We start from the raw sequence: 23,324 nt of genomic DNA, 5'->3' as shown, positions 1-23,324 counted from the left end.
TGTTATCTTTGAAGCTACAAGGCTTCAAAGTGCAAGGTCGCCAGCCATTAAGGCTTAATCCCGGTATAAGTCCCGCTATTAATGCAGCCATTAATTGATTGTGCCTTCTGAATTACACTGCAGCTCTAGTACATTACACAGCAAAATCTGCGTTTCACGCCAAACCTCATCAAAGTGAGCCATGATAGGCGTCAATGTAAGCCATAGAATAAACAGGCCGCTTACCATGGTCACCGGGAAACCAATAGAAAAAATGTTTAATTGCGGTGATGCACGGGTCATGACACCAAATGAGAGGTTGATGGTGAGCAGTGCGACAATAGCTGACAGCGACATCGTGAGCGCCGCGCCAAACATGTAACCGACAAATTCAGTGAACAGCCGATAACTGGCTAAGCTGAGGCCGTTCATCGACACTGGAATGGAGTCAAAACTGGCAACAACCATTTTAATTAAGACTAGGTGCCCATCTACGGCCAGAAATATCAGAGTGGTCAGCAGCAGGAAGAAGTTAGCCACTACGGGGGTCTGCTGACCTGAGCTGGGATCGATCATCGAAGCAAAACCCAAACTGGTTTGCATACCGATGATTTGCCCTGTTAACACAAAGGTCTGCATCAACAATAAAGAGCCAAAGCCCATTGATACACCAATAATGATCTGCTGGAACGTGACAAAAACAGCACTTAATGAAAACAGGTCAATGTTTGGCATTGGAGGTAAAACAGGCACAACGGCAGCGGTAACGGCCAGTGACAGCATTAATCTCACTCGCGAGGGCGTGGTATTGGCGCCGAAAACAGCCATCACCATAAACATACTGGATATGCGTGTTAGCGGCCACATGTAACCGGCAATTCCGCCCATAATAGTATCGAGTAAAATATCCATAGCTACAACACTACGCCTAAATGCCTATTAAGCATCGGAATAACATGTTGTCGTATAGTAGGCATGATTAGCCTATGACCTGCGGGATCATATTCACCATCTGCAAAAAGAACTCCATCATGGTTTGCACCAGCAAATGGCCCATGAACATCAAGCCAAATAACGTCGTCAGTAGACGAGGTAAGAAACTCAATGTTTGTTCGTTAATTGAGGTCGCAGCCTGAAAAACGGCAACAACCAAACCCACAATCAATCCTGGTACAATAATCATCGATACCATGGTGACAATCACGGTAAGGGCTTCTCGAAAGATATCAATCAGGGCTTCTGGAGTCATAAGCTACCTTCAATAAACAAGCGAGAAACTATGGCTGCTAATGTTTCATGGCAGATATCTACAATATTAATGAGCGCCTCTGGAGTCATAGCCTACCTATACTACCTATAATCCGAAACTATTCGCTAACGTACCCATGACTAAGCTCCAGCCATCAACCAATACGAACAGCATGATTTTAAACGGCAAAGAGACAATCATCGGCGACAACATCATCATACCCATTGCCATCAAAATACTGGCCACCACCAAATCTAATACCAAGAATGGCACGAATAACATAAAACCAATTTGGAATGCGGTCTTCAGCTCACTGGTGATAAAGGCAGGAATAATCACGCTCATTGGCGCATCTTCAGGCTCGTTAATATTTTGATAACCTGATATTTCAATAAAGGTATCTAAATCAGTTAAGCGAACCTGCGCTAACATAAAGTCTTTTAACGGCCCTTTACCTGTATTGAACGCCTGATCGATTGGCATTCCCTGTTCAATATAGGGCAATACTGCTTGATCATAAATTTTATCGAACACCGGCGACATAATAAAAAATGTCATAAACATACTGATGCCGATGAGAATTTGATTCGACGGTGCCTGTTGTAGACCAATCGCTTGTCGCAAAATAGATAAGACAACAATAATACGAGTGAATGAAGTCAACATAATGACCGCTGCAGGAATAAAGCTTAACGCTGTCATCAACAGCAAAATCTGCATTGTCACCGAATATTGGGTCGAGCCATCAGCCCCTGTTGACACCGTTACTGCAGGTAAAATCCCCGTTGCAGCAAGGGCCGTAGGTGAGAGCATAGACAGCGCCAGCCCAACAAACAACATATTCCATTTTATCATTGTGACGACTTCACTTGACGTAATCGATCCGCAAAGGAGACTTTAGGCTGCTCAACTGGCGTGGTGAGTTTATCGACCAAATTGACTTGATGAGGTGTGACGCCGAGCAGATATTGCTGGCCATCGACTTCAACTAACACTAGTTTTTCTTTTTGGCCCAGCGGCGTAACGGCGATGGTTTTTAGCACCCCTTGGTTACTAGGCACTAGATTCAGTCGCTTCACCATATAAGCTAAGGCAAAAATCAGCAATAAAACAACAATTAGGCCTCCCACCATACTGGCAAGCGTAGCAACACTTGAGGGCGCAGCCGATTTCTCTGCTGTAGCGGCAACGCTACCAAGACTTGCTAATACCATCTGAAAACTCATTACTCATCCTTTCTATTTAAGCTTTTTAATGCGCTCAGTTTGGCTAATAACGTCGGTTAAACGAATACCAAACTTGTCATTAACCACAACCACCTCACCGTGGGCGATTAACGTACCATTGACCATGACATCCAATGGCTCGCCAGCGATACGGTCTAATTCAACCACCGAGCCTTGGTTTAACTGCAGCAAATTACGAATATTGATAAAACTGCGGCCTACTTCCATCGAAATAGTCACCGGAATGTCCATTATCGCATCGAGTTTTGACGCTTCCTCTTGACTGAAATGAGCAGCATCGCTACTAAACTCATCAAGTTCAACTGCTTGTGCTTCTTCAATTGCTTGCTCAGCCATTGCTGCTGCCCAATCATCACCTGTATCTGTACTCATCGACGTATCACCTTATATCTCAGAACGTTCGCGTGGCTTACCTTTATGCGTAACCAACTGCAACTCTGTCTTAGCCGTTTCCGGTCTAGGAATTTTTTCGCAAATCTTTAATGCAAGATTCTCTTTTGTTTTCCCCATCTTACAACGATAAGTGGGAAGGTCTTCAACTTTTAAAACAATATATTCAGGCAGTTCAACGGGAATAACATCGCCCGCTTTGAACTCAAGCACTTCACGCAGGGTCAGTTGATGTTCCACCACGGTGGCATCAATACCCACATCTACGTCCATGATCTCATCTCGTAGCGCCTGAGACCAACGCATGTCCGTATCTTGAGTATCACTTTGCACGCCCGCATCGAGTAACTCGCGGATAGGTTCAATCATGGAATACGGCATGGTGATATGAAAATCTCCGCCGCCGCCATCCACTTCGATATGGAATGAACTCACCACCACGACCTCCGTCGGGCTGACGATGTTCGCCATAGCTGGGTTAACTTCAGAGTCGAGATAATCAAACTCAACATCCATTACTGGCGCCCACGCTTCTTTATAATCTTCAAAAATGATTTTTAGCAGCAATTGAACAATACGGCGCTCAGTTGGGGTAAATTCTCGACCTTCAATTTTGGCGTGGAATCGTCCATCACCTCCAAAAAAGTTATCGACCAAGATAAACACCAATCTCGCTTCCATGGTGATCAACGCAGTGCCTTTTAATGGACTAAAGCGCACCATGTTTAAACTGGTCGGTACAAACAGGGTATGAACGTACTCACCAAACTTGAGCATTTGCACACCATTGATCGACACTTCCGCCGCTCGGCGCATCATGTTAAACATGCTAATGCGCAAGTGGCGAGCAAAGCGCTCGTTAACAATCTCAAGCGTTGGCATTCGGCCACGTACAATACGGTCTTGCGAAGAGAAATCATAAGAACGTGCATCAAGCTCATCGTCCTGAATCATGTCCTCTTCAACGTCATCTACACCGTGTAGTAGCGCATCAATTTCGTCTTGGCTTAATAAATCACTCACGATATTGCCTTTGCCTATATAAAAACGTTTGGTTTACAAAAAGCCGTGCAAACTTACTGCATCACAAAGCCGGTAAATAATACTTTTTCAACCACTTTACGACCAATAATGGGCTGCAAGGTGTTTTGCACATTCAGCAGGGCTAACAAACGCATCTCATCTTTGCCTGCTTGGGTACTGAGTTTTTGCACATCCGCACCACTAAATGTGGTCAGTAGTGCGTCTTCAATCAGTGGAATGTGCTTTTTAATCAATACATCATCGTCCTTACCGCGCACCATCAACTGCACTTTGATTTCAACAAGTCGCGTGCGGCCATTGCCTGGCAAGTTAAATAAGAACGGTCGTGGCATAGCAGCGTAAAAGGCTTCTCCCTGATTTGCAGTCTCTTCTGCTGCGGTAGGTTGACCCTCCGAGCTCTGTTCAGCATCACCACCGCTCAATAACATCCATAGCGTCACCGCTATAACAATGAAAAGTGCTACAGCAATACCGCCAAACAAGATTAACTTTTTCTTACTTTTGGGCTCGTCATTAACCTCGAGCTCTAATGATTGTTCTTCTGCCATCTGCTTTCCCTAACTCGAGCATTTATGCCCTTACTTTACAGGTTCAAAGACAACCTATAAAACCAAAATTATAATGTGCGCTATAGGGTACCTGCTTATGCATAATAATCTATACCTGATGCGGCACTAGAAGCTAGATTTGTGCCAACAACTCGATCTTCTGCTGAAATTTCGTCCATTTCAGAGTGACTTTGGCCTTGGCTGTCTCTATCACCTTGGAAAGCTTGTTCATTGCCACCGTTATCTTGAGACACCTGACCATCGGTCAATTGCATACCCTGTTCAGCCAGCATTTCACGTAATCTTGGCATTGCTTGCTCAATTAAATCACGTGTTTGATGTTGTGAGACTTGAAACTGTACTTGGGTAGTATCGCCTTGCACCTGAATGCGTACAATCATGCTGCCAAGCTCCGCCGGATCTAAGCGAATTTCAGCGTGTTGAACACCTTGACTCACCATGGTGATTAATTGCTGCTTCATTACCGGCGAAAATCGCTGGATCATCTCCTGCATCTGTGTGGCTTGGTCCGCATGCTGTTTAAGTGAAAGTTGTATTTGTTGCGGCTCAGCACGGGTTAAACTTTGCTGTATTTGTAAATTATGTGCCTGTAAGCCTGCAGCAGTTTTAATCTCTTCAGTCGATAACGTTGCACTGCCGCTGGCGAGATTGGCCTCTAGCCCCATCTGAATGGGCGTTAACCTAACGGAAAGCTCGGCGCCTTTTAACTGCTCTGTCGCGGCAGTCATATTGTTAGCATCGCCCAGCGCAGATTTAGCGCTCACCCCTTTTTCTATCTCAGCTCGTTGCGTTCCGCCCTGCTCTGTAGCTGCTTGCATCGCCGCTTCTTTGCCTAAAATATCTCGACTATCGGCTTTACTCGTTGGGCTTGTCAGTTCATTGCCCGTTTGAACGGCATTGGCGAGTTTAGGATCGTCGTTGACCGCTTGGGCTCTTGCGGCATCGGTTGATGTTGATGCTGATGTTGCAGTCAATGGTGCTGATGTGATGGCGTATTGCGATAAAAGCTCACCATCAGCACCTAGTATTTGACTCTGTGCTAATAAATCGTTGAGATCTTGTGCTGGCATATTGCGAAGTGCAGCTTCAGAAATACCACTTTGAAAGCTTAACGCTTGCAATATTTCATCAGACATTTCATCGGGTAAGTCAGTGCTCGTATCGGCAGATAAACCCCCCTCTTTAACGCCCTTTTCTTGCGCTATTTGCATATCATCGACTAACGGCAAGGTTTCGCCGTCAGCGGCAACCATCGATTGACTTTCTGCATCGCTGGGGAAGTTATTGGCAAGGTTAATTTGTGCTAGCACTTGGCTAACGTCATCACTCACCTCAGCGTCTTCTGCCTTACCGTTTGACGCTGCTACCGTACTGTTTTGAGTGGTAGCATTTGTTGATGGGGTGTCAGTGTTACCTTGCTCATTTTTGTGCTCTGCATTTGGCGCAGGGTCCATTTGGCTGGCTTTTTCTAAGGCTGCTGAGAAATTGTCGCCATCGGCATTAAGTTCAGGCTGACTGTTAGGGCTCACCTTTTTTGCAGCACTGGCATCAACGCTGCTGAGTAATATATTGGTCATCTGCTGCATAACTTCTCCGTCAGCGTTGCCTTAACAAGCACAAAATGTCTATCTTATTCTGCTATGAGTCTGGTATTAGGCGTCAAAATATCGGCTTGATATATGGCTTTCATTACCATACTAAGCAAGTATAATGCCAACAAAAGTGACAGAGGAAAAACTATCGGCGGGATTTTCGGTAAAACTGTTGCGATGCAAACTCGTCTACCATTTTTTGTTCTCTACGTTGCTCTGCAAGTTGTGCTGCATCGGCTTTCTTAGCCAGCAATAACTCTACCGCCTTACGTTTTTGTTGTTTCTCTTGCCAATAGCTTTGACGGTGTTGTTGTTGAGTGAGCGCTTCTTGCACCGTGTTAACTTGCTGCACAATGGCGTTATCAATTTGGCGCACAAACTGGTGGAACTGATGGTAATAGCTCGCGCTAATTTGTTTTCCTTGCTGCAGCTCCATCTGTTTCATGTAATCTAAACGATAGTCCTGCAGCGCTTTTAATTGCGTTTGCCTACGCTGCAGCTCTAACTGAGCGGTACGCAGTTGTAGCGATGCTTGCTCTTCCGCATCTTTAGTGAGCTTAAGTACGGTAAGAAGTGGATCCACTTTAGCCATTTTAGTATTTACTCATCAGCGCTAGACATGACATTGTGCACCGAGTTGACTCAACATTAACTCACTACTTTCGAAGGTAATGGTATCTTTCATGGTTTGTCGCAAAAATGCATTCATCGCAGGTTGCAAGCGGATAGCGTTATCGATACGAGGGTCGCTTCCCTGAGTGTAAGCACCAATTGAAATCAGATCTTTATTCTGTTGATAAAGCGAATACACCTGCTTAACACGGCGCATAGCTTCTAAATGCGCGGTGCTAATCACCATAGGTGCAACACGGCTAATTGACGCTTCAATATCAATAGCAGGGTAATGCCCTGAATCCGCAAGCGAGCGTGACAACACAATATGGCCATCAAGAATGGCGCGCGATGCATCGGCGATAGGATCTTGCAGATCATCGCCCTCGGTGAGCACGGTGTAGAATGCCGTTATTGAGCCTTGCTTGCCGCCGCCGTTTCCTGCGCGTTCAACAAGTTTGGGGAGTTTAGCAAATACTGAAGGCGGATATCCTTTCGTCGCAGGGGGTTCACCCACCGCTAACGCGATCTCTCGCTGCGCTTGAGCATAACGGGTTAGGCTATCCATCAGTAACAGTACGCTATAACCCATATCACGAAAATACTCGGCAATTCGAGTCGATGTTTCACAAGCACGAAGTCGCATCAGGGGCGAAGTATCAGCAGGCGCTGCCACCACGACTGAGCGGGCACGTCCTTCTGGCCCCAAGATCTCTTCGATGAACTCTTTGACTTCTCGGCCACGCTCGCCCACTAACCCCACCACAATAATGTCAGCGTTAGTGCCTCGCGTCATCATGCCTAACAGCACACTTTTACCCACACCAGAACCGGCAAACAAGCCCATTCGTTGGCCTTTACCGACGGTCAACATCGAGTTGATCGCGCGAACACCAACATCGAGTGGCTCACTTATCGCTCGCCTTGCTAGTGGATTGATTGCGGTGGTATGTGTGGGGGCTTTTTGATCGGTTTGTAGATTGCCTAAACCATCTATTGGTACGCCACTGCCATCGAGCACTCGCCCTAACAATGCCAAACCCACACTCAGGCCAGACTGCTGACCCAATGGCGTCACTTTAGCGCCAGGCAACACACCGTTGAGTTCTTCGATTGGCATCAGGTAAAGTAAATCATCGTCAAAACCAATCACTTCAGCGACTAAATCACCCGTCATGGTTTCGATGGAGCAAAGACTGCCAACCGAAGCCCGACAACCCGTTGCTTCGAGCGTCAAACCCACCACTCGCACGAGTTGCCCGCTGGCTTCTGCTACAAAAGGGTTAATTTTTTTGTGGTGCTGCGCCAGTTTACTGCGCAGTCGGTGTTGGCGTGTTGGCATGTTCACCTTCGGTTACTGGAGGCTGATCTTGTGAGGGCTGTACCGTCGCAGTGGCAACTTCTGCAGCCGCTGCGGTTTGACTGCTCAGACGCTGGTTAAGTAACGCCTCTTCTTGTTGCTCTTTGCGCTGCAACAGATCTTGTTGGCTTTTCTCTAGTTCAAAAAATACATGCTGAATACGCGTATCCACGGTCATATCAATATGGCTACGGAGACTATGGATGATGCAATCACCTGCCGATAAACTGGGGTCGGCTTCAATGTCCCATCGGTTGCGTTCCAATTGCGCAGCAGTGTATAAATCGGTGACTAAAGATTCATCGTCTGGTGACAATCGAATATTCACTTTCTGCTCTTTGATCGGCAGTGAGTCAACGCCTTGACGCAGCGCGCTCAAAATATGCTCAGGATGCGTTTTAAGCTCATGACCAATCACCGCTTTAGCCAAGCTCATTGATGTCGACAACAGCTCTTTTTCAATTTCGGTATCTAATATACTCAGCGGCTGTTCAAATTGGGTGAGTAATGCTTCGAATCTTTGTAGTATCTCAGCAGATGCCTGCAGACCCGCTTCATAACCTTGCTCTTGTCCCTGCTCAAAACCTTCAGTATGGCCTTGCTCCAGTCCCTCTAAGCGGCCCTTTTCAAGCCCTTCGGCATGGCCATTTTCTTGACCCTGTACAAAGCCTTCTTGCTCGGCGTGAGCACGGATATCTTCAATTTCGGTCAGCGTTGGCGGTAAAATCGCTTCAATTTCGGTCTCATTGTCTACGTCAACATGCAAGCCATGTCGACCAAACATATTCAGCGATGAGCTATCAATCTCTTCTGTAATATCGGGAAGGTCCCAATGACCAAACTCATCAGTGGTATTGACGGTTACCCCTTTGGGCTCTTTAGGATCAGCCATTATAAGAACTCTTCACCACTGCCGCCACCGAGCATCAACTCACCACTTTCACTCAGACGTCGCGCAATTGATAAAATCTCTTTTTGAGCAACTTCCACTTCACTAATTCGAATTGGACCCATCGCCTCTAAATCATCACGCAGCAGTTCAGCGGCACGTTTAGACATGTTACTCAGTAACTTCTCTTTGAGTTGATCATCTGTGCCTTTTAGCGCCTTCATCAACACATCTTGCTGCACTTCTCTAAGCAATACCTGAATGCCCATATCGTCCACATCGCTAAGGTTTTCAAAGACAAACATTAAGTCTTGGATCTGCTGTGCCATCTCTTCATCAGACTCGCGCATGGTTTCCATCAAGTGACTTTCAACGCCAGTATCGAGGTAGTTCATAATGTTAGCAGCCGCTTTCAGGCCACCCATCTTGGCGGCTTGTGCGCCACCTTGGCCAGCAAACTGTTTCTCCATAATATCGTTAAGCTCTTGCAGCGCGGCAGGTTGCACCTCTTCGAGGTTGGCAATACGCATCATTAAGTCTAAACGAGTATTTTCTGGGAACTGGGCAAAAATTTCTGCCGCTTGGTCGGGCTCAAGATAAGACAACACAATCGTTTGAATTTGTGGATGCTCATTTTGGATAATGGTCGCGACTTGACGCGCGTCCATCCACTTAAGTGAATCGAGACCTTTAGCCCCACTGCCCATAATAATCTGTTCGATAAGATTGCCGGCTTTATCTTCGCCAAGCGCAGCAGTAAGCGCCTTACGCACAAACTCTTCACTGTTAAAACCGATAGAGGAGTACTTTTGGATGTCATCCAAGAATAGCTTATGCACGCCAATGACTTTCTCTTGTCCAAAATCTTGCATGGCTGCCATTGCCATACCCACCTTTTGTACCTGCTTAGGCTCAAGGTGTTTCAAAATAGAAGCTGCATCACTTTCACTTAGGCTCAGGAGCAATATGGCCGTTTTTTCAACACCCGTTAAATCTTGAGCTTTAAAACCTGCAGCAGGCGCAACGGTTTTGCCCTCTACACCAATATTATTTGTCATCTTCTAATAACCAATTTTTCACGACTTGAGTCGATAGTTCAGGTTCATTCGCGACAATGGCGCGGATGGCTTTAATCATGTCATCATCTTTATGCAGATCGGGGATTAAAATCGACCCATCATCGGCATAACTGTATTCAGCTTCGGGTCGCTCGAGCATGCCTAATGTGTCTGCGGCATACTGATCTTCAATCTCAGCAAGCTCATCACCCACCTTTGGCTCGTCAAGCATTTTGGCGCTATCAGGGTAAACAATACGTTTAAGCATCGGGCTGATAACAAACACCACAATAACCAGCGCAACTAAAGTACCCAAGCCCAACTTCACTCCACGCCAGAACCAAGGTTGTTCCCAAACTTCAACTGCTGGAGCATCTTCAATGAGTTGGTCCATAAACGGTACGGTAACCACTTCAATCATATCGCCACGTTGAGTATTAAACCCTACAGCACCTTCAAGCAAGCGACGAATGTTAGCCAATTCTTGCTCGGTGCGTGGCACTCTGGTCACACTGCCGTCTTCGGCAACTGGGGCGTTTTTAAAATCAACGGCAACCGACACACTCACACGTCTTAACGTGCCTACTTGTTGGCGGGTATGGCTTATCGTTTCATTGAGTTCATAGTTTCTGGTGGCTTCTTTATGGTTACTACCTGATCTAACCGAGGTCGATTCGCTAGCAACTTCTTGTGGGATATCCGCGTTCATTGGCGGTTGGTTAGACAGCGCCCCTGGAATACCGCCACTGGTGTTGCCATTTGAATTATTTTCCACCACCATTTCACTGCGCAGTGCGGGTAAATCGGGGTTGTAGCGCTTAGCGGTTTGTTCTACGGCGGTAAAGTCCATGCTAACGTCCACTTGAGAAGTAAAGTTCTCAGGCCCCAAGATTGGCATCAAAATAGACTCAACCTTGTTACGATACTCAGACTCTTTTTGCTGAACAATTTCGAGCTCGCGGCGCGCAATAGCCGAAACGCCATCTTGACTGCCGGAATTAAGCAAGCGACCGTTTGCGTCTGTCACAGTGACTTTATTCGGTTCTAAGTTGTGTACCGCTGACGCCACAATATCGACAATAGAGTCGACCTCTTCTTGGCCAAGGCCGCCACGTCGGGTACTCACTACCACTGTCGCACTCGGCTTTGAGCGATTGCGAGCAAATACGTTTTCTTTTGGTAAGGCTAAGATAACTTTAGCGCGGCTAACACTTTTTAACTCTTCGATGGTTCTTGCAAGGTTTTGTTCTTGGCTATGTTTAAGGCGGGCTTGTTCCATTCGCTGGCTCACGCCAAACCCACTGTCTTTACTTAAATAGTCGTCATTTGTAGCGGCTTGATCTAAACCTGCGCGGCTTAGCATCATCTTCACATCTTGATATTTGTCTTCTGGGATCTTAACCACATCACCTTGGATCTGGTATGGGATTTTATTCTTATCAAGTTCATCGAGTACTTGTACCATCTCCTGGGTATTCATTTGCCCCAAAGGACGATATTCAGGCTCTTGCGCCCAAATCATCACAAAAACAGCCAATGCCAAACAGATCGCTAATGCCAAGATCATGGTCACTTGGCGTAACATATCGATATTACCAATAGAGCCCATCACACCAGATTTATGTTCCTCTTGAACGCCACCTGATTGTCCACTGGTTGCGACATTTGAACCTGTTCCTACGACCATTTCTGTACTCACAATTGCTACCTGCTGTTAGTTTAGGCCTAAACAGGCATACTCATAATGTCTTTATAAGCTTGTACCAGCTTATTTCTTACTTGCACTGTTGCCTCAAAAGCAACGCTAGATTTCTCACGCGCAATCACGGTATCAGATAATGTCACTGTGGTGTCGCCCATATCAAGGCGAGTGGCCAAATTACCTGCATTCGATTGAAGTTCGCTCACATTTCCAACAGCTTGAGAAAGAAGTTGCCCAAAATCAGCGCCAGAAGTGTTATTCACTTGGCGAGCAATACCTGTTTGGATCCCAGGTGAGCCAATTTGGCCGTTAAGTGACTGCATCTCTTGCAGTAAAGAATTAGCGCCGATTTGCATTACTATCTCCCAATGTCGTTTTCTTGACGAAAAACTTATATTGAACTAGATAAAGCAGTAATCGTGCCAGAATTTAAATTAACGGTGAAAAACGGATAGAGCTAAGACGGGACAAGCAAAGACGGACGCTTCGCTTACGGGAAAAGCAGGAAAAGCTTAAAACAAAAAGCAGCCAAGATTCAAACGAAATACCTCTAGGTATCCAACAAAGTTCTTCATCTCTGCTTAAATCGTCTCAGCTCGAACCATCTCAGCACTACCCGACTTTAAATCGGCTCTTAACCGATTTTCATCGTCTCAGCTTGAACCGTCTCAGCCCTATCCGGCTTTTAACCGGCTTTTAACCGGCTTTTAACCGGCTTTTAACCGATTTTCACCGTCTCAGCTTGTATCGTCTCAGCCCTATCCGGCTTTAAATCTGCTCTTAACCGATTTTCATCGTCTCAGCTTGAACCGTCTCAGCCCTATCCGGCTTTTAACCGGCTCTTAACCGATTCTCATCGTCTCAGCTTTAACCGGCTTCTATCCGGCTCTTAACCAGCTCTTAACCGATTCTCACCGTCTCTGCTTGAACCCGCTATTAAGCCGGTATTTGAATCCCGGAGTCGCGCATTTTGGCCATTTTATAACGTAAAGTTCGAGCACTGATCCCCAGTTTTTCGGCGACGGCTTTACGGCTGCCATTACACTGAGTCAAGGTTTCTAGAATTATCACATGTTCCTGTGCTTTAAGTTCAGTCCCTAAACCGTCAAGCTCAGTGGGCTTTTCCTCTTCGACAGGAAATGACTCTGCGTTAAGTGAAATATCGCAATTATCGATAATAATATCAGCGAGGGTTATTTCGTTAGAAATATTTAAAATCAGCGCACGTTGTACCACATTGTCGAGTTCGCGCACATTGCCAGGCCAACGATGAGTTAACAACCTCCGCGACGCACATTCAGCCAATACCGGTACTTCGGTTTTATTCATCGCTAAAGAGTGACGATTAATAAGGTGTCTTGCTAAGGGTAAAATATCCGCGGGACGTTGATTTAGCGCTGGCCAAGTTAGCGGAAAGACATTGATCCGATAATAAAGATCTTCTCTAAACTCTCCCGATGCCGCCAACGCTTTTAAATCACGGTTTGAGGTCGCCAATACTCGTACGTCTAGCTTAATGGTCTTACGGCCACCGAGTCGCTCCACTTCACGCTCTTGCAGCACTCGCAGTAACTTAGCTTGCAAGCCCACTTCCATCTCTGATATTTCATCAAGCAGTAGCGTGCCGCCTTGTGCTTGCTCAAATTTACCTGGGCAGGCTTGATAAGCCCCCGTAAACGCGCCTTTTTCATAGCCAAAAAGCGTTGCTTCAAGCATGTTCTCAGGAATTGCGGCGCAGTTTATCGCGACAAAAGCCCCTGTAGAGCGATTGCTGTGCTGATGAATATAACGCGCCAAGACCTCTTTACCACTGCCACTTGGGCCCATGATCATCACTGATGCATCTGATGCTGCCACTCGCTGAGCCAGAGATAGCAGGGCTAAACTCTTTTCGTCTGCGACAACGGGTGTGCCCTCTGTCGATTTAGCGGGCAGGTATCTTGATACTTGGTTAAGCAGCACTTCGGGTGAAAAAGGTTTAGCCAAATAATCGACGGCGCCTAACTTCATCGCATTGACCGCGTTATCAATCGTTGCGTAAGCCGTCATCAATAACATGGGTACTTTAGGGTGATTATGCTGCAGGTAATTAAGCAAGCCTAAGCCGCCAATCCCCTCCATTTGCACATCGCTTATCACCATATCAAATGAGTCACTTTTTAATGCCAAAATGCCAGCTTCAGCCGATTCAACATCGACGCATTCATATTGCGCTAGCATCAGCGTGTCTAATAGAGCTTCTCGTAATGAAGCATCATCTTCAACTAACAGTAATTTACCTTCAGACATGCGCTTAAGCTCCTACGACTGATTCAGTGATATTGGCTTTAGCCACTAAAGGGAATTTAAGCGAGGCGGTACAGCCTTCACCAACATGACAACTCAACTGCATCATGCCACCATGATTATTCACCACTGATTGCACCACTGCCAACCCAAGCCCCGTGCCTTGTGGCTTAGTGGTAAAGAAGGGTTCAAGCACTTGTTGCTGCATGTCGGTATCTAACCCTTTACCGTTATCGATCACATCAACATGCAGTGCTGTGGCCGTATCGTAGGCCTTTATCTCTATCTTGGTCGCGCCAGCTTCAATGCTGTTCACCACCAGATTATTTATCGCAGAACTTAACGCTGAGTCATTTGCGCGAATGCCCTGTGTCGAATGATTGATAAAATCCAGCTGGCAGCCTTTTTGCGCCGAGATCGGTTGGCAGTTATTCAATACGCTATCAATCACCTCTTCAATAGAGACAATCACGTCCAGCTCCTGCTTGCGGCCTTTTGCCATTAGCAGCATATCGTTAACTTGGTGCTCTAACTCGTTGAGTCTATCGACCAGCTTTCCCTGAAAGCGCTTTCTTGCGGTATCGGAAATTTTAGGGTTGGCAAGATTAGAGGCATACAACAAGGCGGCACTCAATGGCGTACGCACTTGGTGTGCCAGTGTAGCCACCATTTTGCCTAATGCTGACAACCTTTGTAGATGTGACAAATTCTTTTGCAATAAACGTGTTTCAGTCAAATCAGTTAACACGATAAGCTGACCTGGTTCTGGCGTTAATGGCGTAATTGCCAGTTTAACGCGGCGCCCATTACGCAGTGACACTTCATGACCATCATCATCTTTAGGTGAGAAAGCCTGATTGATCACTTTAAACCAACGTAGCCCTTCTAATGGACCGCCAAGCAACTCAATGGCTACCGGATTTGCGTCTGTCACAATACCATCACCATTGATGATCACTACGCCAGATGGCATCGCCTGCAGAATATGATCCATACGATTGGACATATTTGCGGCTTGCTGAACGTCGACCTGTTGTGGACGATAGCTTGTTAGTGCATCAAATTGTGGCTGAGGGACTGCGGACATTATGACTCCGTCAAAAAAACTGCATTTGATGGGGTGAAGCAGGTTTTGTGCCAACTTAGGAAGGAACGAGGAAAGCAGAATAAAGCTAAGACGGAACAAGCAAAGACGGACGCTTCGCTTACTGTAAAGCAGAGGGAAAGCTAAGACGAAACAGGCAAAGACGGACGCTTCGCTTACGAGAAAAGCAGGAAAAGATTAAAGCAAAAAAATAAAAAAACAAAAAAACAAAAAAAGCCAGAAGCTATGCTTCTGGCTTTCTAATTTTAAATCGGTGCATACAATTAGCGTGGCTTTAATCGTCTTGGCTTCACTGTCGCTTGTACCATCTCTGCACTATCCGGCTTTAAACCGGCTCTTAACCGATTATCACCATCTCAGCACTATCCGGCTTTAAATCGTCTCTGCTCGAACCGGCTCTTAACCGATTTTCACCGTCTCAGCTTGTACCATCTCAGCACTAAATCGGCTTTTAATCTTTACCTAAACCGTATTTACGCATCTTCTCAACGAGCGTTGTACGGCGAATACCGAGCATTTCAGCAGCGCGGGCAACCACGTTATCTTGCTGATCTAATGCTTGTCTAATCATGTCGATTTCAAGCTCAGCCAGCAGATCTTTTAAGTTAACCCCTTCAGGAGGCAGCTCACTTGGGAAGCGAGACTCTGGTATATCAATAGGCTCGTCATCATTAAAGATAGAGGCTAGCGCATCACGCTCAAGCTCCTCTTCACTGACTTCTATACAATATTCTGGTACATCAATATGACGATACTTAATCGGTAAGTCATTAACATCAACCAGTCCACCGGGGTACAAGATGGTTAAGCGCTCAACTAAGTTGGATAACTCACGAACGTTACCAGACCATGCATGCTCTTTAAGCGACTCGATGCCTCTTTGGGTAAAGCGCACTCGGCCACGGCCTTCGTTATAAACTCGGCTAACCAGTTCTTGCAGTAATAATGGAATATCTTCTTTGCGTTCACACAAAGCAGGCATTTCTATTGGAAACACATTCAAGCGGTAATAGAGATCTTCTCTAAAGCTCCCCTCTTCAATCATGTTTTCAAGATTTCTATGTGTCGCCGCAACAACTCGAACGTCAGCCGCAATAGACTTACTGCCACCCACACGTTCAAATACTCGCTCTTGTAATACACGTAGCAGCTTAACTTGCATTTGCAGCGGCATGTCGCCTATTTCATCAAGAAACAGAGTGCCTTTTTCTGCTAATTCGAATCGACCTTTACGGGCACTAATTGCACCGGTAAATGAGCCTTTCTCGTGGCCAAACAACTCGCTTTCTAACAGTTCTGCCGGTATTGCACCACAGTTAACTGGAATAAACGGTCCATCGCGACGCTCTGAAATATAATGAATATTTCGTGCTACGACCTCTTTACCGGTACCTGATTGCCCAAGGATTAACACTGTGGCTTCAGAACTGGCAACTTGGCTAATGAGGTGGCGTACGTTGGCGATACCTTCACTGCGGCCAACGAGGCTGCGAAACAGTTTTGTTTGATTGGCACTAGTAGGCACATCAGCTCGCTTCACTTGGCCAAAAACTTGGCAGAAGTGAAGTAACTCAGTGAGCTGAGGATAATTTAGTGGTTCTTCGATACAGCCAAGAATATTCGAGGCTTTAACATCGGCAACGTCACCCAGCAGCAAAAATGGCTGCCACGGAAGCGCTCCAGCCAAAGACTGAATAAGTTCTTTTGATTGAGCTTCAGCGGGCAAAACAATCGCACGATAACGCGCTTGTTTTGTATACAACTCAAGTTTGTCGAAACCGACTAACTCGACTTGCTCACCTAAAAACTCAAAAACACATGACAAGCGATTAATTCGCTCTGACTGGTTACCGACAAGTAGAATTCGTTGATCTTTTTGCATCATTCCGAAGGCCGTTAGGCTTATATGTATCAGCGCATTAATTATTAGTGTTAGTTGCTTATTATTTAAAGCCGGTAGCTTCTCTCAAAGAAATACCTTTAAATTCACTACCAAACTGAATAGTGTATTATCGGCTCGCTATAAGCAAGCCTCTGATGAAGTTTATGATAAACAGGATCTGTTTTGCTTAAAAACTCAGCACTCGCTAATTTAGCTGTGACAAGTTTTTGACATAAGTCAAAAAGGAGTGGCTCACCACCCCTCTTTTAGCACTTAACTGACAGGCTTAAGTCAATAGGCTCTAATACGTATCCTCAGCCAATATTCTCAACAATAGTCCGATAAATCATCAGCTTTCAGAAGATAACTCGTGAAGCTCAGTTGGAATTGCATCCCAAGCTTCTTTAATAACACGTAGAATACCTGTCGCATCATCAATGGCTTGTACATCATTATTCATGTTTGCATCAGATATTTTCTGCAGCATAAAATCATAAAGAGCACTTAGATTGCTGGCAACATCACCTTCAGCTTCCATATTAAGGCTGCTATTGAGACCTGCTACAATACTGACAGCTTTGCCTAAACTAACACCTTTAAACTCAAGATTGTTTTGCTCTATTGCATAGCGCCCTTGTGCTAGACGCTCTAAAGCACCCGCAAACATCATTTGAATCACCTTATGCGGTGAAGCAACGGCAATACTGCTATCTAAAGAAACTTTACGATATGATTGAAGCGAACCTCTCATAAATACCTACCTATTTGAATCTATTGTTTTATATACGTTGATTTGGCGTTTACCTTTACGTAATCCACGTAATAAGGCTTCGCGATCGGCTAATACTTTTTTGGCCCGATGTTCAAATTCCAACGTCTTGTCCGCCTGAGCTTGCAGGTAAGTTCGATCTTCGAACTGACTATCGGCCACTAACTGACCAATCAAAATTTGACGCGCACTTATGACTTCTTGCAATTTAAATACCAAGATGTCGGTGTCATCATTTTCAAACTGCATTTTCTCTAGTTTTTCGAGTAATTCAGTCATAGCTGTATCAACGGCGGTCAGTTGATGAATGATTTCAGTTACTGGAATTTGAGCTGTATTCATAAGATCTTCACTTCAAAGGTCACTGATATTGGTAGTCGCTAAAGCCAGTATTTCCACTGGGGACACTGATTAACATGGTCGTTTGCGTAAGGAGATTATCGAACTTGAAGGAGTCTCGTAATTGAGCCACTCCTTAAATGCTAATTCACTGCTATTTTTTTGGTACTACGCCAGGGAGTGACGCTAAGCGAGCGGTCAAATCGGTAGATTGCGCACTCAAACCAGCAACGATCAAATCCATCGCATTAAACTGCTTTAACAATCTCGCTTCATAGGAGACCATTTTACGAGTCAGTTGCTCGCGACTATCGGTAATACGGGTTATTTGATTATCTAAGGTCTCGTCACGACTATCGAGAGTGCCACCTTTTTTTACATAGGTCTCGGCTAAGCTATCAAGCCTGGCTGCCAGCCCCGTATCCTCGGCGCTAAACATATCCTTAATTTGTGTCATGTCATTTTCAAGTGCTTTGTCGAGGATCTTCTCGTCAATCTCCAATGTGCCTTGTTGAGTAGTTTTAACCCCAATATTGGCTAACATAGTTGCACCGTCTTCAGAATCAAAACTACTCGACAAAACCCCACGCAACTGACTCTGAATACTGCGGATCATCGAGTCGCCTTGCAAAATCCCCGCTTTTTTCGTTTCGGCGTTATAACCTGATAAATCAGAAACCGTTTTCATCAAGGCGTTATAAGATTCTACGAAGCCTTCAATGCTTTTCTCAACGCTGTCAGAGTCCGCTGAAATGGTTAATTGAGTGCTTTTAGTCAGATCGGCATCTGATAACGTTAAGCTAACACCAGTAATCACGTTTTCAACGGTATTACTGCTTGAGGTCACCTTAAGGCCGTCAACATAAAGTACTGCATCTTTAGCAGTACTTAACTCGGTCATGGTAAAAGTATCAACTAAGCCCGTGCCACCGTCAGTATCTGCAGCTGTTACTGTAATCAGGTTATCAGTGCCGGTTTTATCCGATGTCATCACTAACTGTGGACCATTGTCACCGTTGATGATAGTGGCCGTAACGCCAACGTTATCTTCAGCATCATTGATTTTCTGCATCACTTTTTCAAGCGAATCGCCCGCTTCAACGGCTACGGTAAAGTCTTCACCAGCGACGCCAAAAGTTAATGAGCCCTCACCCAATGCAGCGGTCGCATCAGTAACAGGAGCAGAGCCAAGTTTTTGACTCTCGGCTAACTGCTCTACTTCAACTTTGTAACTACCAGGGACTGCATTTGCATCCGCCGTTGCGCTAATAAAGCTACTATTTGAGAGTTTAACCTTACGCGCTATAAAGGTATCTGGGTCCGTTAGTTTTTCTAGGCTGTCTTGAAAATCGGTTAATGCACTTTTGAGTGCACCCATTGCTGATATCTGGGTATTAATCTTGCCTTCATCAGCGTCAAATTGAGCTACTTTAGGCGCACTTTCAGATTGCACCAACGCAGATACAATGCCATTAATGTCCATTCCTGAACCAATACCAACCGATGTTAATCCCATGACAACCTCAATACGCTAATACAAAAAATCAAAAAAACCATTATTCTAACTATCTTTATGTACTTAAACAGCCAAAAAACTCACTACACTTGCGTCGACATCAATATGCCATCCATCTCTGCCATTTTTTCATGCAATTTAATGGCCAACTCTAATGCTTCTTCATTAGGGATTTGCCTTATCAATTCACCAGTGTCGATATCAAGTACACTAACAACTTGGGTCCCTAGAGAATCATCGACCTTAAAGGTGAGTCCTTTGCGTAACATGGCCATCATATCCGAAAGTTTGGCCGCAACCTCTTCCATCTCTTCAGGTGTCTCAGTCGCTTGTTCTGCCTCTTCAAGCTTCGCTAACTCTTCCGCTTTTGCGGATTGCTCAATGATATTAACGGTATTGCCATCTTGCAGCTTATTGACTGTTTCTGTGCTTGCTAACGTATGACTCGACTCTTGCTCTTCACTTGGTAACTGATTGTGAACTTTAGTTGTATCAACAGCTATAGGGGCCACAGAGCTGTTTAAGTTAAGTTCCATTTTTACCACTCCTGTCTTTCATTATTATAAGTCGGTTTGATCGCAGGAAGCACTAAGTAATCATTAGATTCCATTGATATCACAATATGTTAAACAACTTCCTATCTCAAACCGCTATCTACAATTAAACTAATCACCTGCTTTTTTAAATTCTACTCATTAAAACAATAAAGGGAGCGTCGTTACCGACTCTCCCTTTAATCAATTAGCTAAATACTCTTAACTACTATTATCAACATAAGGTCAAACCTTACTGCGACTTAATAAGTTATCTTAAGACTTATAACAGTGACAATGCAGCTTGTGGCAACTGGTTAGCCTGTGCAAGCATTGCTGATGACGTTTGTGACAGAATCTGCTGCTTAGTTAGCTCGGCAGTTTCTTTAGCAAAATCGACATCTTGAATACGGCTACGAGCATCAGACACGTTAGTCTGAATATTACTTAAGTTATTAATGGTAAAGTTCATGCGATTCTGAACAGCACCCAAATCAGCACGCTGGCTGTCTATTTGAGAAATTGCGTCATCAATCACGCTAATAGCAGATTGTGCGCCAACCTCTGTTGTAAGGTCGATGTCATTGACTGAAACGACTTTAGAATCATCAGCAGCTATCGTTAAAGCTGTGCCTGGCGTAACAGCCGCAGGAGTACCTGCATCATCCATGATAGCCATAGTGATTGCATCACCATTATTACCCACACCACCAAATTCTATGCCTGTACCTGCAGTATCAACCGCTGCCGTTATGCCCGTCCCATCCAATGCGGTGGTTATATTTGCCGCTAACTCAGCCTCAGTCCAACTGGTATCGACAGCTACAGTTAAACTTGTTGCTGTCGCATCTTTGGCTGTATAAGCAAATGTCATCGTGGCACCAACACCATCAGCACCTGTATTGTCGGTAGTCATTGCTGTGATATTGGCAGCACTTAATGCACCAGCAACTGTTTTACCAGAAGTACCAATTTTATCTGCTGAAATATCAGACAACGTCAGAGAGATGGTCTCGTTCGCGTTAGAACCAACTTGGAAATTTTGAGTACCATAATTACCGTCAAGTAACTTCTGGCCACCAAACGAGGTAGTATCAGAAATACGAGTTAACTCAGCATTCAGAGAAGTGATCTCTTTTTGCATCGCGCCACGGTCATCAGCAGAGTTTGAACCGTTAGCTGATTGCAGTGATAAGTCACGCATACGTTGCAAAATATTAGTAGACTCTTGCATTGAACCTTCAGCGGTTTGTGCAATTGAGATACCGTCGTTAGCATTACGCATTGCAACACCAATACCGTTGATTTGGCTTGTCATACGGTTAGAAATCTGTAGACCTGCAGCATCATCTTTCGCACTGTTAATGCGCATACCCGATGCTAAACGTTCCATTGAGATTTTTTGATTGCTGCCGGCGCTGTTTAAGTTACTTTGCGCTTTCATTGAAGTGACGTTCGTATTTACTGAAATAGCCATTATTAATTCCTTATTACCTTGCTTTAGACAGTACCTAACAACAGTACTTATATTAGTGCCTGTCTTTCTAAAGCCAGGCGAATCATGTTGGTTACAGTATCTATAACGGCACGTTCTTTTTAACCTTTAGCATTTATTTTAGATTTAGCACGAAAAAATAATAAAACATTATAAATCAACATCTTGAGTTGATCGTGATATTAATTAAATTAGTGAGTTTAGTATCTATAATGCTTAAGGGCAGATCGGTAATCAGAATCTAACGGGCGAATAAACAATCGCTTGGGTGAGCTATGAGCTGTAGTGGGAGACTTTATTAATATAAAGCGGCAGTGAAAAGCTTTTAAATTACTGGGTTAGTAAATATGTTTGACACATTCGCGCTTAAAAATGAAAAAGCTTCGATAGTAATATCGAAGCTTTTTGCGCGGTAATAAATATTAAAACAGCAACATACATGGGGCTAGCGCTATGCCAGCCTAATTGACGCCTAAAAGTATTAACCTAATAGTGACAATGCAGCTTGTGGCAACTGGTTAGCCTGTGCAAGCATTGCAGAAGAGGTTTGTGATAGGATTTGCTGCTTCGTTAGCTCGGCAGTTTCTTTAGCAAAATCGACATCTTGAATACGGCTACGTGCGTCAGATACGTTAGACTGTACGTTACTCAAGTTATTGATGGTAAAGTTCATCCGGTTTTGCACCGCACCTAAATCAGCACGTTGGCTATCGATTTGTGAAATTGCAGAATCAATCACACTAATGGCAGATTGTGCACCCACTTCTGTTCCAAGGTCTATGTCATTGACTGACACTATCTTACTATTATCAGCAGCTATCGTTAAAGCTGTCCCTGGCGTAACAGCGGCAGGAGTACCTGCATCATCCATGATAGCCATAGTGATTGCATCACCATTATTACCCACACCACCAAATTCTATGCCTGTACCTGCAGTATCAACCGCTGCCGTTATGCCCGTCCCATCCAATGCGGTGGTTATATTTGCCGCTAACTCAGCCTCAGTCCAACTGGTATCGACAGCTACAGTTAAACTTGTTGCTGTCGCATCTTTGGCTGTATAAGCAAATGTCATCGTGGCACCAACACCATCAGCACCTGTATTGTCGGTAGTCATTGCTGTGATATTGGCAGCACTTAATGCACCAGCAACTGTTTTACCAGAAGTACCAATTTTATCTGCGGAAATATCAGACAACGTCAGTGAGATGGTCTCGTTCGCGTTAGAACCAACTTGGAAATTTTGAGTACCATAATTACCGTCAAGTAACTTCTGGCCACCAAACGAGGTGGTATCCGAAATTCGAGTTAGTTCCGCTTGTAGAGAAGTCATCTCTTTTTGCATTGCGCCGCGGTCATCAGCAGAGTTTGAACCGTTAGCTGATTGCAGTGACAAATCACGCATACGCTGCAAGATGTTGGTTGATTCCTGCATCGCACCTTCAGCGGTTTGTGCGATAGAGATACCGTCATTGGCATTACGCATGGCGACACCGATACCATTAATTTGACTGGTCATACGGTTAGATATTTGTAGACCAGCGGCATCATCTTTTGCACTGTTAATGCGTAGACCTGAAGCCAAGCGTTCCATTGACGTTTTTTGATTGCTGCCAGCGCTGTTTAAACTGCTCTGAGCTTTCATTGATGTGACGTTAGTATTAACGCTAATAGCCATGGTGTAATCCTCTTCTTAGTGGGTTTGCCA

23 protein-coding genes are annotated in these 23,324 nt (G+C 44.9%); all 23 read right to left on the bottom strand.

Annotated features, from left to right (window positions below; genetic code table 11):
- Positions 1-90: 90 nt before the first annotated feature.
- Positions 91-891, bottom strand: coding sequence for a flagellar biosynthetic protein FliR (gene fliR, locus CXF82_RS14245; RefSeq protein ID WP_101092206.1), 801 nt, complete (start codon positions 889-891; stop codon positions 91-93).
- Between the two features lie 67 nt (positions 892-958).
- Entirely contained in the window at positions 959-1,228 is a 270-nt protein-coding gene (locus CXF82_RS14240) for a flagellar biosynthetic protein FliQ (RefSeq protein WP_101092207.1), read from the bottom strand.
- 105 nt (positions 1,229-1,333) lie between these two features.
- Positions 1,334-2,068: a flagellar type III secretion system pore protein FliP gene (gene fliP / locus CXF82_RS14235; protein ID WP_374702372.1), complete on the bottom strand. Its 735-nt coding sequence runs from the start codon at positions 2,066-2,068 to the stop codon at positions 1,334-1,336.
- Between the two features lie 11 nt (positions 2,069-2,079).
- The gene (gene fliO / locus CXF82_RS14230) at positions 2,080-2,454 is read right to left on the bottom strand and encodes a flagellar biosynthetic protein FliO (protein WP_102044415.1); all 375 of its coding nucleotides are present in this window, start codon (positions 2,452-2,454) and stop codon (positions 2,080-2,082) included.
- A gap of 12 nt (positions 2,455-2,466) precedes the next feature.
- A complete protein-coding gene (fliN, locus tag CXF82_RS14225) occupies positions 2,467-2,847 on the bottom strand; it encodes a flagellar motor switch protein FliN (RefSeq protein ID WP_101092210.1) in 381 nt (126 codons plus the stop codon).
- A gap of 12 nt (positions 2,848-2,859) precedes the next feature.
- A complete protein-coding gene (fliM, locus tag CXF82_RS14220) occupies positions 2,860-3,888 on the bottom strand; it encodes a flagellar motor switch protein FliM (protein WP_101092211.1) in 1,029 nt (342 codons plus the stop codon).
- Between the two features lie 53 nt (positions 3,889-3,941).
- Positions 3,942-4,457 (bottom strand): flagellar basal body-associated protein FliL, encoded by a 516-nt coding sequence (gene fliL, locus CXF82_RS14215; RefSeq protein WP_102044414.1) that lies wholly within the window; start codon positions 4,455-4,457, stop codon positions 3,942-3,944.
- A gap of 95 nt (positions 4,458-4,552) precedes the next feature.
- Positions 4,553-6,064: a flagellar hook-length control protein FliK gene (locus CXF82_RS14210; protein ID WP_102044413.1), complete on the bottom strand. Its 1,512-nt coding sequence runs from the start codon at positions 6,062-6,064 to the stop codon at positions 4,553-4,555.
- A 151-nt stretch (positions 6,065-6,215) separates the two neighbouring features.
- On the bottom strand, positions 6,216-6,662 hold the full coding sequence (fliJ, locus tag CXF82_RS14205) for a flagellar export protein FliJ (RefSeq protein WP_102044412.1): 447 nt from the start codon (positions 6,660-6,662) through the stop codon (positions 6,216-6,218).
- 21 nt (positions 6,663-6,683) lie between these two features.
- Positions 6,684-8,024, bottom strand: a complete 1,341-nt coding sequence (fliI, locus tag CXF82_RS14200) for a flagellar protein export ATPase FliI (RefSeq protein WP_101092215.1) — start codon at positions 8,022-8,024, stop codon at positions 6,684-6,686.
- The gene (gene fliH / locus CXF82_RS14195; RefSeq protein WP_101092216.1) at positions 7,993-8,934 is read right to left on the bottom strand and encodes a flagellar assembly protein FliH; all 942 of its coding nucleotides are present in this window, start codon (positions 8,932-8,934) and stop codon (positions 7,993-7,995) included. The genes fliI and fliH overlap by 32 nt, the downstream gene beginning before the upstream one ends.
- A complete protein-coding gene (gene fliG / locus CXF82_RS14190; protein ID WP_101092217.1) occupies positions 8,934-9,989 on the bottom strand; it encodes a flagellar motor switch protein FliG in 1,056 nt (351 codons plus the stop codon). The genes fliH and fliG overlap by 1 nt, the downstream gene beginning before the upstream one ends.
- A complete protein-coding gene (fliF, locus tag CXF82_RS14185) occupies positions 9,979-11,676 on the bottom strand; it encodes a flagellar basal-body MS-ring/collar protein FliF (RefSeq protein WP_101092218.1) in 1,698 nt (565 codons plus the stop codon). The genes fliG and fliF overlap by 11 nt, the downstream gene beginning before the upstream one ends.
- 38 nt (positions 11,677-11,714) lie before the next feature.
- The gene (gene fliE, locus CXF82_RS14180; protein WP_101092219.1) at positions 11,715-12,047 is read right to left on the bottom strand and encodes a flagellar hook-basal body complex protein FliE; all 333 of its coding nucleotides are present in this window, start codon (positions 12,045-12,047) and stop codon (positions 11,715-11,717) included.
- A 580-nt stretch (positions 12,048-12,627) separates the two neighbouring features.
- A complete protein-coding gene (locus CXF82_RS14175) occupies positions 12,628-13,980 on the bottom strand; it encodes a sigma-54-dependent transcriptional regulator (protein ID WP_101092220.1) in 1,353 nt (450 codons plus the stop codon).
- Positions 13,981-13,984: 4 nt separating this feature from the next.
- The gene (locus CXF82_RS14170; protein ID WP_102044411.1) at positions 13,985-15,064 is read right to left on the bottom strand and encodes a sensor histidine kinase; all 1,080 of its coding nucleotides are present in this window, start codon (positions 15,062-15,064) and stop codon (positions 13,985-13,987) included.
- A gap of 469 nt (positions 15,065-15,533) precedes the next feature.
- Positions 15,534-16,967, bottom strand: coding sequence for a sigma-54 dependent transcriptional regulator (locus CXF82_RS14165; RefSeq protein WP_102044410.1), 1,434 nt, complete (start codon positions 16,965-16,967; stop codon positions 15,534-15,536).
- Positions 16,968-17,313: 346 nt separating this feature from the next.
- The gene (gene fliS / locus CXF82_RS14160; RefSeq protein WP_102044409.1) at positions 17,314-17,715 is read right to left on the bottom strand and encodes a flagellar export chaperone FliS; all 402 of its coding nucleotides are present in this window, start codon (positions 17,713-17,715) and stop codon (positions 17,314-17,316) included.
- Between the two features lie 6 nt (positions 17,716-17,721).
- Entirely contained in the window at positions 17,722-18,075 is a 354-nt protein-coding gene (locus tag CXF82_RS14155) for a flagella biosynthesis chaperone for FliD, FliT (protein ID WP_102044408.1), read from the bottom strand.
- A 151-nt stretch (positions 18,076-18,226) separates the two neighbouring features.
- Positions 18,227-19,588, bottom strand: coding sequence for a flagellar filament capping protein FliD (gene fliD, locus CXF82_RS14150; protein WP_102044407.1), 1,362 nt, complete (start codon positions 19,586-19,588; stop codon positions 18,227-18,229).
- Between the two features lie 83 nt (positions 19,589-19,671).
- Positions 19,672-20,124 (bottom strand): flagellar protein FlaG, encoded by a 453-nt coding sequence (locus tag CXF82_RS14145; RefSeq protein ID WP_102044406.1) that lies wholly within the window; start codon positions 20,122-20,124, stop codon positions 19,672-19,674.
- 280 nt (positions 20,125-20,404) lie between these two features.
- Positions 20,405-21,598, bottom strand: a complete 1,194-nt coding sequence (locus CXF82_RS14140) for a flagellin (protein WP_102044405.1) — start codon at positions 21,596-21,598, stop codon at positions 20,405-20,407.
- Between the two features lie 499 nt (positions 21,599-22,097).
- Positions 22,098-23,294 (bottom strand): flagellin, encoded by a 1,197-nt coding sequence (locus CXF82_RS14135; RefSeq protein ID WP_102044404.1) that lies wholly within the window; start codon positions 23,292-23,294, stop codon positions 22,098-22,100.
- Positions 23,295-23,324 lie beyond the last annotated feature (30 nt).

The organism is Shewanella sp. GutDb-MelDb (assembly GCF_002836075.1).
In the GTDB taxonomy this organism is placed as follows: domain Bacteria; phylum Pseudomonadota; class Gammaproteobacteria; order Enterobacterales; family Shewanellaceae; genus Shewanella.
This window is presented reverse-complemented; position numbering and strand designations above follow the sequence as displayed.

Coding starts and splice junctions, on each gene's coding strand:
- fliR (WP_101092206.1), bottom strand. CDS start 891: ATGGATATTTTACTCGATACTATTATGGGCGGAATTGCCGGTTACATG.
- CXF82_RS14240 (WP_101092207.1), bottom strand. CDS start 1,228: ATGACTCCAGAAGCCCTGATTGATATCTTTCGAGAAGCCCTTACCGTG.
- fliP (WP_374702372.1), bottom strand. CDS start 2,068: ATGTTGTTTGTTGGGCTGGCGCTGTCTATGCTCTCACCTACGGCCCTT.
- fliO (WP_102044415.1), bottom strand. CDS start 2,454: ATGAGTTTTCAGATGGTATTAGCAAGTCTTGGTAGCGTTGCCGCTACA.
- fliN (WP_101092210.1), bottom strand. CDS start 2,847: ATGAGTACAGATACAGGTGATGATTGGGCAGCAGCAATGGCTGAGCAA.
- fliL (WP_102044414.1), bottom strand. CDS start 4,457: ATGGCAGAAGAACAATCATTAGAGCTCGAGGTTAATGACGAGCCCAAA.
- CXF82_RS14210 (WP_102044413.1), bottom strand. CDS start 6,064: ATGCAGCAGATGACCAATATATTACTCAGCAGCGTTGATGCCAGTGCT.
- fliJ (WP_102044412.1), bottom strand. CDS start 6,662: ATGGCTAAAGTGGATCCACTTCTTACCGTACTTAAGCTCACTAAAGAT.
- fliI (WP_101092215.1), bottom strand. CDS start 8,024: ATGCCAACACGCCAACACCGACTGCGCAGTAAACTGGCGCAGCACCAC.
- fliH (WP_101092216.1), bottom strand. CDS start 8,934: ATGGCTGATCCTAAAGAGCCCAAAGGGGTAACCGTCAATACCACTGAT.
- fliG (WP_101092217.1), bottom strand. CDS start 9,989: ATGACAAATAATATTGGTGTAGAGGGCAAAACCGTTGCGCCTGCTGCA.
- fliF (WP_101092218.1), bottom strand. CDS start 11,676: ATGGTCGTAGGAACAGGTTCAAATGTCGCAACCAGTGGACAATCAGGT.
- fliE (WP_101092219.1), bottom strand. CDS start 12,047: ATGCAAATCGGCGCTAATTCTTTACTGCAAGAGATGCAGTCACTTAAC.
- CXF82_RS14175 (WP_101092220.1), bottom strand. CDS start 13,980: ATGTCTGAAGGTAAATTACTGTTAGTTGAAGATGATGCTTCATTACGA.
- CXF82_RS14170 (WP_102044411.1), bottom strand. CDS start 15,064: ATGTCCGCAGTCCCTCAGCCACAATTTGATGCACTAACAAGCTATCGT.
- CXF82_RS14165 (WP_102044410.1), bottom strand. CDS start 16,967: ATGATGCAAAAAGATCAACGAATTCTACTTGTCGGTAACCAGTCAGAG.
- fliS (WP_102044409.1), bottom strand. CDS start 17,715: ATGAGAGGTTCGCTTCAATCATATCGTAAAGTTTCTTTAGATAGCAGT.
- CXF82_RS14155 (WP_102044408.1), bottom strand. CDS start 18,075: ATGAATACAGCTCAAATTCCAGTAACTGAAATCATTCATCAACTGACC.
- fliD (WP_102044407.1), bottom strand. CDS start 19,588: ATGGGATTAACATCGGTTGGTATTGGTTCAGGAATGGACATTAATGGC.
- CXF82_RS14145 (WP_102044406.1), bottom strand. CDS start 20,124: ATGGAACTTAACTTAAACAGCTCTGTGGCCCCTATAGCTGTTGATACA.
- CXF82_RS14140 (WP_102044405.1), bottom strand. CDS start 21,598: ATGGCTATTTCAGTAAATACGAACGTCACTTCAATGAAAGCGCAAAGT.
- CXF82_RS14135 (WP_102044404.1), bottom strand. CDS start 23,294: ATGGCTATTAGCGTTAATACTAACGTCACATCAATGAAAGCTCAGAGC.